The sequence below is a fragment of the Arthrobacter sp. Dra40 genome, assembly GCF_059091905.1.
On the sequence record NZ_JBNHHB010000061.1, the window covers coordinates 1 to 16,438 of the forward strand.

Below are 16,438 nucleotides of genomic sequence, written 5' to 3' on the forward strand. Positions count from 1 at the left end.
GGTCGCGCAGGCTCTGGCGGGGCTCGTCGTCGTACTCCTCGTACTCGTACTCATCCTCATACGGCTCCGGTTCGGTGGACCGCGCTTGGCCGAAAATCTCGGAACCGAGCGTGTCGGTGAAAAAGGGCTCCACATACGGGCCGTCCTGCTGAATGATCAAGTCCAGCAGGTCCGCGGCCTGGGCTTCGTTCGTCACCAGGTAGGTGAATCCGTCGGCATTGCCTAGGTCCAGGACCTGGACGCTGCCTATCCGTTCGCCGGTGGCGATCTCGCGCGCGCTCATGGCGACCTGGCTGGCATTCTCCGGCGCTGCCACCAGAATGCTGACGGGCCGGTTCAGGACCTGGTCGACGCCGTCGAGGACCAGATCGTTTTCGGCGGACGCAAGCACTTGGGCCGTGACCTTGTAACGGCCACCAAGCAGCATGCCCACATCAACTGGCTGCGGCACTAGTTCCTCCCGGCGGATTGTCCCGGGCAGGCGCCCGTGACTAGGTAATTTGGTTCCTATGCTATCCGGTGCGGGGGGCGAATCCCGCTTCTGTCAGGCGCGTCCGGGCAGCCGTTTCATGATCGGCGCCAAGAACTCCTGCAGTTCCTCCACGCGCATGGCGCGCAGCAGCAGCAGGTAAACCGCGGCCATGACCAGTCCAACGACGGCGATGGTCACCATGGAGGTCACGATGGACTGCCAAGCGAATCCGCCGGCAGCGTAGCCGCCGAACAGCCACAGTGCCCCGGCGCCTGCCAGGCCGGAGCCCAGTCCGGCATATCCCAGGCGGATGTACGTATCCACGACGCGGCCGGCACCGTAGTCTCCCAGCCGGCGCCGGGCGAAATGATGCGCCAAAACTGCCGAGACTACGTGGAACACTGCGAACAGCAGCGCGAGCGCGTAGACGACCATGGTGGGGTCGACCAGCCAGGCGATCAGCACGGCCAAGACCACCGACGCACCGGAGCACATGGCCTGCATGATCAGCGGGGTCTTGGCGTCTTCCTCCGCATAGAAGACACGGCCCAGGAAGAAGTAAATGCTCATGAAGGGCATGCCCGCCGCAAGGATGGCAAGGACCTGGCCCATTGAGGCAGCAGAGGCCGCTGCGGTGGGACCCGAGCCGGCGAACAACCGGGCCAGCGGGCCGGCCAGCACCACCACGGCGGCTGAACCAAAGACGGTGGCCACGCCGATGGTGCGCAGGCCGGAGTTCACAGTCCGCCGGACGTCCTCCACCGCACCGGTCGACTGCTGACGGGACAATTGGTTGAACAGCACCGTAGCCACCGAGAGGACGAAGACCGAATGCGGCAGCATGGCAATCAGCTGGGCGGTATTCAGCGCGTATTCGCCGGGGATTGATGCGCCGGTTCCGGCAAGCTCGGCGCGGGCAGCCGTGGCACCGGAGGCGATTGACCCGTAGAACAGATAGGCGGTGTTGGCGATGACCATGGTGGCCAGGCTCCACAGCGCCACTTTTCCGGTTGCCGCAAAGCCCATGCCGCGCCAGCCCAGTTTGAGCTTCAGGCCCAGACCGAGCCGGCCCAAAGGCCAGAGCAGGATGAGTGCCTGCAGCACGATGCCCAGGGTTGTGCCGCCGGCCAGCACCGCCGTCTGGGCACCGGTCCAGAGCTCCGGGTTGTCCTTGCCAGGCAGATAACGGCCGTACAGGGCGATGTACAGCCCCAGCGTGCCGATGGCCACCACGTTGTTCAGGGCAGGAGCCCACATGTACCAGCCGAACCGGCCATGGGCGTTGAGTACCTGGCCCACCACGGCATACAGCCCGTAGAAGAAAATTTGCGGCAGGCACCAGATTGCGAAGAAGGTGCCCAGTTGCAGCATCACCGGGGTCCAGCCCCGGGTCAGGACGGAGATGATCGGGCCGGCAAGAAGCGTTGCCAGCAGTGCGATCCCGGCCAGCACCAGCAGGGTCAGGCTCAGGAGCCGGCTGACGAAGTCTGCCCCGCCGTCGCTCTTCTGGCTGGCCTTGATGATCTGCGGCACCAGCACCACGTTGAACACCCCGCCCGCCAGCAACAGGTAGATGATGTTCGGGATGGTGTTGGCCTTCTCGAAGATGTCGCCCATTGTCGTGTTGGCACCGATCGCGACCGCCAGCAAAGCGGTGCGGACGAACCCCAGAACGCGGGACACCATGGTCCCGGCCGCCATGATGGCACTGGACTTGGCGGTGCTGTGCTGCGCGGACGCGCTGGGGGAGGGGGTCTGGGTCTCGGACATCGTCCTCTATGATCTCACCTGTGCGCAGCCGGATCGCCGCGCCGGGCAGGGTGGCTAGAGGTGGCCGGGAAGCACTTCCCGGGCCAGATCCACGATGCGGCGCTCATTGGGGAAGGACAGCTTCCGGCCCAGCTCAGCCAGCGGCACCCAGGCCACGTCGACGGCTTCGTGGTCCGGGTCGTTTTCGATAGTGAGCAGACCGCCGGTGGCCTCGAGCAGGAAGTGGTGCACGGTCTTGTGCACCCGGTGGCCGCTGACGGTGAACCAGTAGTCGATGCTGCCGAGGGTGGCGAGGACACGGCCCTTGATGCCCGTCTCTTCTTCAACTTCCCGGACGGCTGCCTCTTCATTGGTTTCGCGGCCTTCGGGGTGTCCCTTGGGCAGGCACCATTCGAGCCGGCCGCCGCGGTTGAAGCGGGCGATGATCGCCACATTCAGGTCCGGGGTGGATGTGTCAACGACGACGCCCCCTGCCGAGATTTCCTCCACTGTGGGCAAGGAATGGTGTCCGGGCGCAGCACTGCCCACTGACGCTGTCAGCGGAGTGCGCTTCGGGGCGCTCGGAACCGGGTGTGCCATGCAGTCCACTCTAACGATTTTTGTTAGGGCCTGATGATGCCGGGGCCGAGCCGTCAGGACTTTGTTAAACATCGCGCCCGGCATCTGGCACGCTTAAGTCACTATGGTTCACCTTTTCGGCTCGCAGTTCGCCTCAGCATCCGGTTCCAGCGCCCCGTCCCTGCCGTTGCCGGGCGTTGTGATCGAACTAGGGGAACTCTTTGCGGCGGCGGGCCACGAGCTCTCGCTGGTCGGCGGGCCGGTGCGGGATCTGTTCCTGGGCCGGATTTCCCCGGACCTGGACTTCACGACTGATGCCGATCCGGACGCCACTATCGCCGTCGTTAAAAAGTGGGCGGACAAGTTCTGGGAAATCGGGCGGGATTTCGGCACCATCGGCCTGCGCAAGGGCGAGCACATGATCGAGGTGACCACCTACCGTGCGGAAGCCTACGACCCTGATTCCCGCAAGCCCGTGGTGGCGTTTGGAACCTCGCTGGAGGACGACCTGTTCCGCCGCGACTTCACCATGAACGCCATGGCGCTGCGGCTGCCGTCGCTGGAACTGGTGGATCCCTATGGCGGGGTCAAGGACCTGCACGCCGGCCTGCTGCGAACCCCGGGCGCGCCGTCGTCCTCGTTCTCCGATGATCCCCTCCGCATGATGCGCGCCGCGCGGTTCGCCTCCCAACTGGACGTCACCGTGGCACCCGAGGTGTCCGCCGCGATGAAGGACATGGCCGGCCGGATCGAGATCATCTCCGCCGAACGCGTCCGGGATGAACTGACCAAACTGATCAACGGCAAGGACCCGCGCACTGGGGTGGACCTGCTGGTGGACACAGGTCTGGCCGACTATGTGCTCCCGGAAGTCGCGGCGCTGCGGCTGGAGATCGATGAGCACCACCGGCACAAGGATGTCTACCAGCACTCGCTGACCGTGCTTGAGCAGGCCTGCAGCCTGGAGACGGACGACGACGGAGCGGTGCCGGGCCCGGACTTCGTCCTGCGGTTCGCCGCCCTGATGCACGACGTCGGCAAGCCCGCTACACGGCGCTTCGAACCTTCCGGCGCGGTCAGCTTCCGCCACCACGATGTGGTGGGTTCCAAGCTCACCGCCAAGCGGATGAAGAAGCTTCGCTTCGACAACGACACCATCAAGGCCGTGTCCCGGCTGGTCGAACTGCACATGCGTTTCTACGGTTACGGGGAAGCCGGGTGGACGGATTCAGCCGTCCGCCGCTACGTCAACGACGCCGGACCGCTGCTGGAGCGCCTGCACCGGCTCACCAGGTCCGACGTGACCACGCGGAACAAGCGCAAGGCGGAGCGGCTCGCCTTCGCCTATGACGATCTGGAGCAGCGGATCGCCACGTTGAAGGAGCAGGAGCAGATGGACGCCGTCCGGCCGGACTTGGACGGAGCCCGGATTATGGCGCTGCTCGGCATCAAACCCGGCCCCCTGGTGGGACGCGCCTACAAGTTCCTGCTGGAAGAGCGGCTGGAAAATGGGCCGGCCGCCCCGGAAGAAGCGGAAGCGAAGCTGCTGGCTTGGTGGCGGGAGCAGCCGGAATACACGGAGCAGGTGTAACCATGGGCCCGGCCGCTCCGCACGGATTTCCGGTGTTGTGGCTGATGCGGCACGGGGAAACCGAGTGGTCTCGCGCCCATCGGTACACCGGGTTGACCGATCTGCCGCTGACTGCGGCAGGGGTCCAGCAGGCCCGCGGCGCCGCGGCGAAGTTGGCCGGGGTCCGGTTCCACGCCGTCCTGACATCCCCTTTGCTGCGCGCCCGGCGGACGGCCGAACTGGCCGGTTATCCGGATGCAGAGGTTGTGGCCGAAGCTCACGAATGGGACTACGGAGAGTATGAGGGCCTGCAGAGCGCTGCCATCAGGGCTGAAGACCCTTCGTACCTGATTTGGACCCACGGCGTCCGCGGCGGTGAGTCGCTGCAACAAGTGGCGGACCGCGCCGACCATGTGATCGCCAGGGTGCTGGACAGTACCCGTCCTACCTCCTTCGACGGTGGCAGGGCCGGCGAAACCTCCACGCCCCCGCAGGTCCTGTTGGTGGCACACGGACACTTCCTCCGGGTTCTCGCTGCACGCTGGCTGGGCATGGACCCGGTGGAGGGCCGGCACTTTGTCTTGGAAACGGCTGCCGTCTGCCGGCTGGGTTGGGATAAGAAGACGCCCGCGATCGCCGGATGGAACGTCTAGCTCCGGACAGTTTGGGTCTTATCACGGGAAGTTGTCCCTATTGCCAACCATCGACGGGCGGAAAGCAGCAGCGAAACGCCGTGGTTCGCTGCGCCTTTTCTCCACTCGATGATCTGACGCGGAGTTCGACCCCCGATGCCCAAGCCAGGTCAAGAGCTTTAGAGGCGCTGCGCTGGGCCGGGGTCACCGCCGTCGTGATGCGGCGTGTCGCGGGAGACACGCCGGTGTGGAAGGAAAATCTGCGGTTGGTTCCCTGAACCGGCTAGGCAGAAGCTGTAGCCATCGGGTACGTTAAACGAGTCCGATTGAACTTTCTCAATCATGAGGTTTTTGAATCCGGACTGCATCTATCGGCGCTATTAAGAAAGGGAGGTGGGAATCGTGAATATGACCAAGACGCCGGGCGGAGTGTTTAACCTCTTCGCCACGACCCGACGCCCCGCCTCCGCCATTTCTGCGCACTAGAACTTCGCTGATTGGGCCCGTTCGTTTCTTGAACCGCTGCCCTTTATCAATCACCGCATTTCTCTAGCACTCCCGCGCGGGGGCCTCATCTTCCGCTGTGAGGACTTCGCTATGAGCACGTCTACTGCCACTGCCACTGTGGCGCGCGCTGCCGCTTCGTTAAGGCCAGCGGGGCGCCCCTCGGCGGCCACCGAAAATCAGGGTGATTCCGTCATGCCTCCTGCCCCAATTCCCATCCATTCCAGAGAGGAAACCTTCATGAAACCGCTGGATGCAGCCGTACTGCCTGCACCGGAACTATCTATCCGTCCACCAGAGCCCTCACAGACCGGTGATCCGCAGCGCGGCCACGGCGAGTTGATCACTGCCGGAAGCCTGGGCGACCTTGACGCCGGCACCGCTGGAGCCACCGGCACTGTCGCCGGCGACGATGGCAGCGCGGAAGCCGGCAACGCTGCCGGGGATTCCCCTTCCCATGAGGCGGCACCGGCCCATTACCGCGCGGCACACGCGGTGATGCCGAACTACCTGGACAGGCAGGAGGTGAATGCCATGATCCGCAAGCTCCGCCAGAGCGTCTCACTCTGGAAACGAATACAGAACGTACGTGTTGACGAAGATCGCTTGGAACAGGTGCGCGACGGACTGCTGTCGCACCAGCAGCTCATCCGCTGAGTTCCAGCCGGCAAGTACAAGTCAATAGGCCGTCCTGTAGGACAGATCCGCGAGGAGGATCCGATGAGTCGCATTGGACCCGATGTACGTGAGGCCCGCGCCCGGGTTGCTCCCCGGCGCGGGCTTCCGCCTTTAACCACGGCCTTAACCTTCCTGTGCACCTTCTTCTGCAGGCAGGGCAGCCGCGGCGGCCCCCTTGAACGATGCCCCGCGGGTTACCGGTGACGACGGCGCGCGCGGCTGATACGTTGGCTGTGGCAGTGCTGCTGCCTGTATGACTCTGCGAGGAAGAAGGACGATGATGTCTGAACCGGCTCCGCTGACCGACTTGGAGATTGCCCGCCGCGCCACCCTGCGGCCCATCACTGAAATTGCCGAGGCCGCGGGGATTCCGGCGGAGGCACTGGAGTTTTACGGCAGCTACAAGGCGAAGGTAGACCCCGCCAAACTGGGGGACAGCCACAAGGAACCGCGCGGCCAAGTTGTTCTGGTGACCGCGATGTCGCCCACCCCGGCCGGTGAAGGCAAATCCACCCTCACGGTGGGGCTGGCGGACGCCTTGGCTAGGGCCGGGCACAAGACCATGGTGGCCATCCGCGAACCTTCCTTGGGCCCGATCCTCGGCATGAAGGGCGGGGCAACCGGCGGCGGCTATTCGCAGGTGCTCCCCATGGACGACATTAACCTGCACTTCACCGGAGACTTCCACGCCATCACCTCGGCGAATAATGCGCTTATGGCGCTGGTGGACAACCATATCTACCAAGGCAACGAGCTGGGCATCGACCCGCGCCGGCTGACCTTCCGGCGGGTGCTGGACATGAACGACCGCGCACTGCGCCAGGTCGTGATCGGGCTGGGGGGACCAACGCAGGGGGTGCCGCGGGAAGCCGGTTTCGACATTACGGTGGCCTCCGAGGTCATGGCGGTCTTCTGCCTCTCGTCCGACCTTGCCGACCTGAAAGCCCGGCTGTCCCGGATCACCGTCGGCTACACCTATGACCGTAAACCTGTCACGGTGGCAGACCTGGGAGTCCAGGGCGCGCTGGCGATGCTGCTCAAGGACGCCATCAAGCCGAACCTGGTGCAGACCATCGCCGGGACGCCGGCCTTCGTGCACGGCGGCCCCTTTGCCAACATTGCCCACGGCTGCAACTCACTGCTCGCCACCCAGACGGCCCGCCGGCTCGCCGACATCGTGGTCACCGAAGCCGGGTTCGGGTCCGATCTGGGCGCCGAGAAGTTCATGGACATCAAGGCCCGCGCCGGCGGATTCGCGCCCTCCGCCATCGTGGTGCTGGCGACCATCCGTTCCCTGAAGATGCACGGCGGCATCCCCAAGGACCAGCTCAAGGAGCCAAACCTGGATGCGGTCCAGGCCGGCGTCGCCAACCTGGAGCGCCACGTGGACAACGCCCTCAAATTCGGGCTGACGCCGGTGGTGGGTATCAACAAATTCACGACCGACAGCCGGGAAGAACTCGAATGGGTGTTGGCCTGGTGCAAGCAGAAGGGCGTCGAAGCTGCCGTAGCCGATGTTTGGGGCGAAGGCGGGGGCGGCCCCGGCGGCGATGAGCTGGCCAGCAAGGTGGTTCAGGTCCTGCAGCAGCCGCAGTCGTTCTCCCCGCTCTACGACCTCGACCTGGCGGTGGAGAAGAAGATCGAGACCATTGCCCAGCAAATCTACGGGGCAGACCACGTGGAGTTCACCAGCCCGGCCCGCAGGCGGCTGGCCGAGATCGAGGCGAACGGGTGGGGCAAGCTCCCGGTGTGCATGGCCAAGACGCAGTACTCCTTCACGGACGACCCTTCGGTGCTCGGCGCACCGAGTGGTTTCAGCATTACGGTGCGCGATTTGATCCCGAAGACCGGGGCAGGCTTCATCGTGGCGCTGACGGGCGACGTGATGACCATGCCCGGCCTGCCGAAAGAACCGGCGGCCGGCAGGATGGACGTGGACGACGACGGCGTCATCACCGGGCTCTTCTAGCCGGGGGGGATGAACCTAGAACACCCGCCGCACCACCGGAATCCGCAGCGCCACCAAGGTCAAAGCGAAGGCACCGGCCGTGGCCACGGCGAACTTCAGCGACAACAGCGCCAGCGTCGGCTCTTGGCCCGGGAAGACGTGGAAGGTCAGCCAGAGCAGGAACAGGTAGTGGCATAGGAAAACGCCGAACGAGGCGCCGGACAGCTCAACCAGCGTCCGTCCCAGCCAGTCCGGCGGCTGCCGCCCCGCCAGCAGATGGTAAGCGGCCGCAAAGATGCCTAGCGATGCTGCAGCGACCCCGAGCCCGACATAGCTCGACGGCGTGATGATGTTGAGCAGTGGAGTTTCATCCTGGTTGATCCAGTGCCAGATATTGAAAACGGACAGGACGACGGCGGCGACCCCCGCCGCCGTCGCCGCGCCGCGGGGGATGCGCAGCTGGGTGATGACCCAGCCGGCCATGAAGTATCCCAGATAGGGGAACCACTGCGTCAGGATGTTCCAGGGGTACTGCCAACCCCATCCGAGTTGAATGCTGGCCGCCTGCAGACTGAACAGCGCCAAGGTCAGGACCAGAACACCGCAGGTGGCCGCTGCTGCTTGGCGCAGCGGGACCCGGTGCAAGTACCGGGCCAGTGGCGGTGCCACCAGGTAGAGGCCCAGGATCAGCCACAGGAAGTAGAGGTGCGGATACAGGTGCGTTTCGAAGACGGACACCAGCACCGTGACCGGGTCAAGTTCGCCGCCGAGCAGGTAATTGCCAAGGAAGATGTAAACGAGATGCCAGACCACCAGGGCGGGCAGCAGCCGCAGCGCACGCTTGCGGTAGAACGCCAACGCGCCGTCTGCATGAGCCCGCGGCGCCAGCACCAAGGCGCCCGAGATGATGACGAAGACCGGCACCACCCAGATGAACGCGATGTCGATAGCCGCTGCAGCGATCCAGTTCGGTCGCTGGCGGGCATTGTCGTCTCCGGCCAGTTCGCCGAAGGAGTGGATGGCGACGACTCCCACGATGCTGACAATGCGCAGGATGTCCAGGGCATAGTTGCGGCGCGGGCGGGAAGCCTGACCTCGGAGCTTCCCGGCGGGGGACGGGGAGGGGGCGGCCATGAACCCAATCTACCCGGAGGCGGCGGTCATGAACCCGATCTGCCCGGAGCTGATGCGGCCGGTTGGAAAAGACAAGGACCGGTCCCCGTCGCGCTAATCCCCGCACACCGGGACTGAGGGTTTCAGTCCCGTGTCCGGGGGCAGTTCGTGGAGAACCGGTCCCTATATCCTGCGGAGGGTCTAGTTGTTTGCGTCGCCGCGGATGAACGCTTCGACCTTCGCCCGGGCGGTCTCGTCGTCGTACTGCTCCGGAGGGGACTTCATGAAGTAGCTGGACGCCGACAGGATCGGCCCGCCAACGCCGCGGTCCAGAGCGATCTTCGCGGCACGAATGGCGTCAATGATCACGCCCGCCGAGTTGGGGGAATCCCATACTTCAAGCTTGTATTCCAGCGAGACCGGCGCGTCGCCGAAGTTGCGGCCCTCCAAGCGGACGAACGCCCACTTGCGGTCATCCAGCCAGGCCACGTAGTCCGAAGGGCCGATGTGCACGTCGTCGTCACCCAGCACGGCCGAGGTGTTGGAGGTCACGGCTTGGGTCTTGGAAATCTTCTTGGACTCCAGACGCTCGCGCTCAAGCATGTTCTTGAAGTCCATATTGCCGCCGACGTTGAGCTGGTACGTCCGGTCCAGCACCACGCCGCGGTCTTCGAACAGCTTGGCCATCACGCGGTGGGTGATGGTCGCACCGATCTGGCTCTTGATGTCGTCGCCAACGATCGGGACCCCGGCAGCGGTGAATTTGTCGGCCCATTCCTGGGTGCCGGCAATGAAGACAGGAAGCGCGTTGACGAACGCGACGCCGGCGTCGATGGCGCACTGGGCGTAGAACTTGGCAGCCTTCTCGGATCCGACCGGCAGGTAGCAGACCATGACGTCGACCTCGGCCTTGCGCAAGGCGGCAACCATGTCCACGGGTTCCTCATCGGATTCCACGATGGTTTCACGGTAGTACTTGCCCAGACCGTCCAAGGTATGGCCGCGCTGGACCCTGACACCGGTGGCCGGGACGTCGGCAATCTTGATGGTGTTGTTCTCGCTGGCACCGATCGCGTCGGCGAGGTCAAGCCCCACCTTCTTGCCGTCCACGTCGAACGCAGCAACGAACTGGACGTCGTCGACGTGGTAGGCGCCGAACGCGACGTGCATCAGCCCGGGGATCGTTGCGCTCGGGTCGGCCCCACGATAGTAGTGGACGCCCTGTACCAGCGAGGCCGCACAGTTTCCAACACCGACGATCGCTACCCGGATGGGGTTCTCTGCCACGGTTCTCCTTCGACACACTTCTGACTGGCCGCCCAGCCGAAAGCAGGCAGCCTCTCCAGTCTACGCCGTCTTTCAACGCATTGCCGGGTCCGGGCATTCCCGGGACTGTGGCGACAGCAGAAAACGCAGGCCGCGCTAGCCGCTCACGGCGGTGGAATCGTGTGGCTGTCCCACCGGTTTTGACTCGGGCGAACCAAGTGCCACCTGGGCATTCCGTCCGTCCCAAACGCCTGTGGTTCTGTCGAGGGGCTCAAGCCAGCAGGCGGCGGGCCCTGCGCAGTCGCCGTATCAGCTTCAGCGCCGGCAAGGGCAGGACGGTGCGCAGCCTGGAGCGCATTTTGCGGCGCTGCACCGCGGCCAGAAACTTCGGATCAGTCGCCAGTCTGCCGGCCCTGGCGCGTACCGCGAAGGTGGCCAGAAGCTCGTCCAACGGCACCGACGGGGTGTGGAAGTAGTTGTCCCGCAGCCAGCGCGGCTCGGGGTGCCGGAACCGGCCGGACACCAGGTCCTCAAGGTTTCCGACCAACCCGGACCCGTCGAAAACCTTGTTCAGCATGTCCTCGGAGAGTCCGAAGTCGTCCAGAATGAGCACCGGAAGACCGCCGTCGAGCGCTTCCAAGGCCGCCGTGGAACTGACGGTCACCATGGCCGCCCCCGGTACGAGCTGCTCCGCCATCGGGCCCGTGCAGAACTGCAGCTCATGTCCGCCCACCGCGCGGGCTGCCACCAGGTCCGACCACAACTGGTCAAAGGGGTACTGTTCCAGATGCGTCTGCGGCTCGCCCGCCCAGGCACGCAGCTTCACCCGCACGGACAGCTCGGGCCGTCGCCGGGCCAACGCAGCCAGCGCCTGCAGGATGGCGATGCGCTGCCCCCGCTCCACCGGGACTTTGGCCTGTGGCGCGAACACCACCGCCGAAAGCGGGGCCTGCTGCGGTTCAGGAGGGCCGGGCGAGGCCAGGAACGGCAGCCGGGAGACGAGGATCCGCTGCGGCAGTGCCATGGAGTCCGCCAAGTCACTGAACGCCCGGCATTCGGCGTGGCTGTGCGTGATGAAGGCGTCACCGAGCGCCCGGTAGTTCAGGGCCTTGCGCGTGGCCGGAAAAGCGACGCCTGGCAGCGCGGACAGCAGCGCCGGCCGCTGCGGAAGCCGGGCCGCCTGCGAATAGATCTCCTCCACGATCGGTCCGGTGGCCGCCGCCAGGACGACGTCGGCGCCCGCCAAAGCGGTCCGCAAGCCGGAGGCGGCCACCACCCGGGGCGCCTTGCCGGCAAGAAACGTTCCGGCAGTGGCCGCCTGGACCTGTTCAAGCGTTGGCAGGATGGGGGAGCGCACCAGCAGCACTTCGCGCTCCCAGCCCGCACCAACGGCTTCCAGTGTGGCGCAGGCGAACTTCAGGTAGGAGTCGCTGTCGGCAACCGCCAGCATGCGGAACGGCCGGACTGCGTTGTCACCGCCGGCCGGGGATTCGGCGGCCAGTTGTGCCTCCGGCGCCATCATTTGCCCCCTTCGCGCAAAGAACTGCTGAGGTGCCGCCGCAACGCTTCCGTGGTCTCGGGCAGCCACCAGTCGTCCGGCACCGGCTGCCCGATCAACGGCACGCCGGAAGGAGCCAGGATCAGGCGCAGCGAAGCCAGCACGGTGGAGGGGAGGGCGCGCACCACCTGCCCGGGCCGAAGGCCGCGCAGACGCATTTCCACCGGAACGGTGTGCTGCTTGACGCGGATCAGCGGGTGCTCTGCCAAGGCGCCTAGCAGTTCCGGTTGTTCCCGGCGGTGCGGGAAATATGCCAACGGGCCGTCGTCGGTCAGCGAGCGTACCCAATCCAGGTACGGCTCGGCCCGGATCAGCCGGTCGGCCGGCATGGCCGAACCCACCACGATGGTCGGTTCGAGGATGGTCTCGCTGACAGGCTGTGTTCCCAGCCATTCGAAGCGATGCCGCTCCAGGTGGCCGCCCAGGGCCCGGAACTTCTTCTCCACCGCCGGAGGCACCGCCAAGGCCGTGAACACCAGCAGCCGGCCTTGGCTGGCCATTCGGCGCAGGGCCCACCACGTGGCCAGTCCCAGTGCCTTGCGACGGATGGTCGGCACAGCGCGCGGACGGATCAGCGGGACGGGACGCTCGCTGACCAGCATCTGCAGCAGGCCCAGCGTCGCCAGGCCGTCGTCCACGATGACCAGCTCATCCGCGCCCACGCCGCGCAGCAGTTCGGCCTGGACCTTGCCGGAATAGGCGTCGCCGGCCACCCAGCGGTCCAGCTTTTTGCTGCGGACGGCGGGGAGGGCGGCCGACGGCGGCGCGAACCGCACGCCGCTTGGCACCTGTTCCATCAGCGACTGCAAGGTGCTGTCCATGCCGACGGCGTCGCTGCGCGGATGAATGAGCGTTTCCTGGCCGAGCAGTCCTGCACCGTGGGCCTCGACGGCGCTGAGCAACTGCAGGGGGGACTCCGCCCAGACAGCAGCCCGGCCGAAGCGCGGCCGCACCAGTTCGCTCCGGTGCCCCCGCCTTGTCCTGGCGGCCCCCGGTGCCGGCCGGCCCAGGGGGCCGTTCACCACTGGTCCCAGCTGGGGAAGGAAAGCCGCGGTGATCGCCGTTTCCGTCATGACCCCCGCCTCACGACGCCAGGGCGGATTGGAGTCTGCGGACCGCGCGCCGGCCCATCCGCCGGGCTTTGGCCAGCGGAGGGGCTGCTGCCGCCGGCGGCAGTCCGCCCGGCAGCTGAAGCTTGGTCAGCCGCCGCCGCTTGAAGTAGCGCATCTGGGGTCCGTCCTGGATCTCGTGCAGATAAGTTTCCGCACCCTGGCGCACTGCTGCCAGCGTATCTGCCTGCATGCAATAGGCGACTGCCTCGACCAGCCGCTGGAGGCGGTGCGCCGGGGGAGTGCAGGCCTCCTCTTGGTCGGGGGCGCGCACACCCCTCTCCAGGACCGCGTCGATGATCGTGACCGGCACCCGGTTGCTGTTTTCGTAAGGAGTCAGCCGTTCCAGCAGCAGTTCGGTTCCCACGGCCGAGGCGTCGATGTTGAACAGGTACTTGGCGGTCACGAGGGCGGTGGAGAAGCAGCTCACCACCAGCTGCGGCTGCAGGCGCTGCATCACCACTTCTGCCGAAACGGGGGACTCGACAAGGTCCAGCTCCACCCCCAGATCCTTCGCCGCCGATTCGATGGAGCGCACGGCTCCCGGCCCGGCGCTGGGGTGGGGCTTGAAGAGGCAATGCCGGATCCCGTGGGCCATCGCCGTCTCGATCATCCGGCGGTGCAGGGCCAGCTCCTCCTCATCGGACAGGATCCCGAGCTCGGACAAGTACTGGCCCAGCAACAGTGCGCTTCCACTCCCCGCGTCCGCCGGCGGTCCCGGAAGGGCACAAGGCGGCACCGACCGGTCCAGCTCCTCCATGCCGCGGCGCAGGGAAGCCGGATTTATCGGGACCAGCTTGGGATTATGCTCGCGCAGCAGCTGCGGTCGCAGCCCTGGCACCAGGTCCACGTAGAGCAGCGAATCGAGGCGCTGGGCAATGGCCAGGGGGACGGGGTTGCGGGTGGGGCCATAGCTCATCAGGCCGTCCGAGTGCACTGAGACGGGGGACGTGGCAAAAATGCGGGCCAAGGCAAGTGCCGGGTTGACCTGGATGGACTCGACGTAAAGATGGACCCGGTCCTGGCCCAGCTCCCATTCCGAGCGCAGCAGCCTTTGCCAGAGGTCCAGGTCTTGTTCACGGGGATTGAACTGCCCGGGCCGCCTAGGCCAGAGCAGCCCGCTCAGGTCCACGACCCTGTCGAATCTGCCGGCCGCTTCCGTAAAGCCCGGCGACTCATGGAAGGGCACGCTGATCTCCGGAATCAGGGCGTTGTTGGTCAGCACCAGGAGGCGTTCCCCTCCTGTCATCGGCAGGGTCCCGTCGTCGACGGCTGCGGCCAGCGAGACGACCTGGTAGAGAGTTGAAACGACGAAAAGTTCTTTCACGTCACGGGTCCGATCGCAGTTTCCAGCTTCTTGCGCCGGGTCGTGTCCATCGCCGCCAGGCAGCTGCTGACGGCGGACGCCGGAAGGCTTGCCGCGGCAGCGCGGACTCCGGCGGTCAGTTCCCGGCGGACGGGTTTGGTCATGGACCCCGCACGGTCCAGATGATGGCAGGCGATGGCCAGGAATTGCCGGATCGCTTTCGGCAGGAAACGGTCTGCCTCGCGGTCCTGGGCCACCAACCGGAACACTTCGGCGTAGCTGCGCAGGAAATCCAACTGCCTGCGGTCGAATATTTGGCTCAAGGAGGTCGCCACACCGCGGCGATAGAACGCACCCAGCTGGTCCGAGACCGCGTAGGAGGATGCCTTCAGGTGCAACCGCCAGATCCAGGGGCGGTCTTCGGCGGTGTGCAGGCCGTCGACAAAGTGCAGCAGCCCGGCCTCTTTCAGGGAGCTGTCGAAGATGCCGAAGGGCGCAAAGGGGTAGTCGACCATGGTGGAGGCGTCCGTGGGTCCGATGTCCTGGCGGGGGTCAAGGGCGACACCGCGGACGGCTTGAGGGGCACGGTGAACGGTGCGGACTCCCTTGGTATGGCGGATGTGGTCCACGCGGATGAAGTCCACGCCCAGCTCCTTGATCTCCTGCACGAGGCGGGACAAGTGGCCGGGTGCGTACCAGTCGTCCGGATCGAAGAAGGCGATGTAGCGTCCGGTGGAGGCGTCCAGTCCCTGGTTGCGGGCGGCTGCCAAACCCGAGGCGGTGTCGTTTCGAAGGATCTGCAGGCCGGGGAGCCGGCCGGTGAAGGCGGCCGCCAGCTCCCCGGTGCCGTCGGTGGAACCGTCGTCGACGACGACAATGTCCATCACCGAGGGATCATCGAACTGGCGGGTCAGGCTGGTCATCGCGTCGCGGATGAAAGGCGCCTGGTCTTTCGCCGGGATGATGACGCTCAGTAATGGCTGGTTCATGGCGTGTGGCTAGCCGTCCACTCGGCGGAGCCGGGACAGTGGCGCGAGCTCGCCCGGGAAGACGCGCTTGACGCCGTCGCCCATGGCCTCTTGCAGGATCCGGATGTCCCGAATCAGCGCCTCGAAGCCCTTCGGCTCCAGCGAGGAGGCCTGGTCCGAACCCCACATGGTCCGGTCCAGAGTGATGTGCCGCTCCACGGTGACCGCGCCCAGGGCGACGGCGGCCAGCGAGATCTGCAGGCCGCGTTCGTGCCCGGAGTAGCCCACCGGTACCTGGTAGCGCTCCTGCAGGGTGCTGATCATGCGCAGGTTCGCCTCCTCGGGCGGCAGCGGGTAGGTGGAGGTGGCGTGCATCAGGATCAGCTTGTCCGTGCCCAGGGTCTCCACGGCCTTGTCGATCTGCTCGATGGTGGACATGCCGGTGGAGAGGATTACCGGCTTGCCGGTCTCGCGCAGGGCGGCGAGCAGTTCAAGGTCGGTGACCGAGGCGGAGGCGACCTTGTGCGTCAGCGCACCGGCTTCCTCCATGAACGCGACCGAGGGAACGTCCCACGGCGAGGCGAAGCAGTGCAGGCCCCGGTCGGCGGCGTGGGAGATCAGCTTCTGGTAGATCGGCATGTCGAACTCCACCCGGTACCGGTAGTCCAGGTAGGTCATCTCGCCCCACGGGGTGGAACGCATCTTGTCGCGCATGTCCGCCGGGGTGGAAATCTCGGGAGTGCGCTTTTGGAACTTCACCGCGTTCGCGCCGGCCTCGGCGGCGACGTCGATCAGTTGCTTGGCGATCTCGATGTCACCGTTGTGGTTGATGCCGATCTCGCCGATCACGTACACGGGGTGCCCGGCACCGACCTGCACCTCGCCGATCGCTACGGGAGCCGGGGAACCGGCGGGAACGTTGTGGGAAACGGTGGCTTCGGTAGTCATCAGCTGCACTCTTTCTGTTGTTGCTGGGGTGGTTTGTT

At 65.8% G+C, this 16,438-nt stretch carries 13 protein-coding genes and 1 pseudogene; 4 read left to right on the forward strand and 10 right to left on the reverse strand.

Going from position 1 to position 16,438, the window contains the following annotated elements:
* The 3 genes and pseudogenes from AC5RWT_RS20410 to AC5RWT_RS20420 form a co-directional block, all read right to left on the reverse strand.
* Positions 1-451: pseudogene (locus AC5RWT_RS20410) on the reverse strand (ABC transporter substrate-binding protein); the annotation flags it as partial.
* 93 nt (positions 452-544) lie between these two features.
* Positions 545-2,242, reverse strand: a complete 1,698-nt coding sequence (murJ, locus tag AC5RWT_RS20415) for a murein biosynthesis integral membrane protein MurJ (RefSeq protein ID WP_494081758.1) — start codon at positions 2,240-2,242, stop codon at positions 545-547.
* 54 nt (positions 2,243-2,296) lie between these two features.
* Positions 2,297-2,821, reverse strand: coding sequence for an NUDIX hydrolase (locus AC5RWT_RS20420; RefSeq protein WP_493978228.1), 525 nt, complete (start codon positions 2,819-2,821; stop codon positions 2,297-2,299).
* 103 nt (positions 2,822-2,924) lie between these two features.
* Here AC5RWT_RS20420 and AC5RWT_RS20425 point away from each other — a divergent pair, with 103 nt between their 5' ends.
* From AC5RWT_RS20425 to AC5RWT_RS20440, 4 genes are all read left to right on the forward strand, one after another.
* Positions 2,925-4,391, forward strand: coding sequence for a CCA tRNA nucleotidyltransferase (locus tag AC5RWT_RS20425; protein WP_494081759.1), 1,467 nt, complete (start codon positions 2,925-2,927; stop codon positions 4,389-4,391).
* Between the two features lie 2 nt (positions 4,392-4,393).
* A complete protein-coding gene (locus AC5RWT_RS20430; protein ID WP_494081760.1) occupies positions 4,394-5,023 on the forward strand; it encodes a histidine phosphatase family protein in 630 nt (209 codons plus the stop codon).
* Between the two features lie 723 nt (positions 5,024-5,746).
* Positions 5,747-6,163, forward strand: coding sequence for a hypothetical protein (locus AC5RWT_RS20435; protein WP_494081761.1), 417 nt, complete (start codon positions 5,747-5,749; stop codon positions 6,161-6,163).
* 301 nt (positions 6,164-6,464) lie between these two features.
* The gene (locus tag AC5RWT_RS20440) at positions 6,465-8,153 is read left to right on the forward strand and encodes a formate--tetrahydrofolate ligase (RefSeq protein ID WP_494081762.1); all 1,689 of its coding nucleotides are present in this window, start codon (positions 6,465-6,467) and stop codon (positions 8,151-8,153) included.
* A gap of 15 nt (positions 8,154-8,168) precedes the next feature.
* Here AC5RWT_RS20440 and AC5RWT_RS20445 read toward each other — a convergent pair whose 3' ends face one another.
* The 7 genes from AC5RWT_RS20445 to AC5RWT_RS20475 all read right to left on the reverse strand — a co-directional run bounded on the left by AC5RWT_RS20445 (position 8,169) and on the right by AC5RWT_RS20475 (position 16,400).
* Complete coding sequence (locus AC5RWT_RS20445) at positions 8,169-9,266, reverse strand: acyltransferase (RefSeq protein WP_494081763.1); 1,098 nt, start codon at positions 9,264-9,266, stop codon at positions 8,169-8,171.
* Positions 9,267-9,446: 180 nt separating this feature from the next.
* Positions 9,447-10,532 carry an inositol-3-phosphate synthase gene (locus AC5RWT_RS20450; protein WP_494081764.1) on the reverse strand — a complete coding sequence of 362 codons (1,086 nt, stop codon included), beginning with the start codon at positions 10,530-10,532 and terminating at the stop codon, positions 9,447-9,449.
* Positions 10,533-10,782: 250 nt separating this feature from the next.
* Positions 10,783-12,033 carry a DUF6716 putative glycosyltransferase gene (locus AC5RWT_RS20455; RefSeq protein ID WP_494081765.1) on the reverse strand — a complete coding sequence of 417 codons (1,251 nt, stop codon included), beginning with the start codon at positions 12,031-12,033 and terminating at the stop codon, positions 10,783-10,785.
* Entirely contained in the window at positions 12,030-13,142 is a 1,113-nt protein-coding gene (locus tag AC5RWT_RS20460; protein WP_494081766.1) for a hypothetical protein, read from the reverse strand. The genes AC5RWT_RS20455 and AC5RWT_RS20460 overlap by 4 nt, the downstream gene beginning before the upstream one ends.
* A gap of 10 nt (positions 13,143-13,152) precedes the next feature.
* A complete protein-coding gene (locus AC5RWT_RS20465; RefSeq protein WP_494081767.1) occupies positions 13,153-14,505 on the reverse strand; it encodes a polysialyltransferase family glycosyltransferase in 1,353 nt (450 codons plus the stop codon).
* Positions 14,502-15,473, reverse strand: coding sequence for a glycosyltransferase family 2 protein (locus AC5RWT_RS20470; RefSeq protein WP_494081768.1), 972 nt, complete (start codon positions 15,471-15,473; stop codon positions 14,502-14,504). Before AC5RWT_RS20470 ends, AC5RWT_RS20465 begins: the two co-directional genes overlap by 4 nt.
* A gap of 9 nt (positions 15,474-15,482) precedes the next feature.
* Positions 15,483-16,400, reverse strand: coding sequence for an N-acetylneuraminate synthase family protein (locus AC5RWT_RS20475; RefSeq protein WP_494081778.1), 918 nt, complete (start codon positions 16,398-16,400; stop codon positions 15,483-15,485).
* Positions 16,401-16,438: the final 38 nt, after the last annotated feature.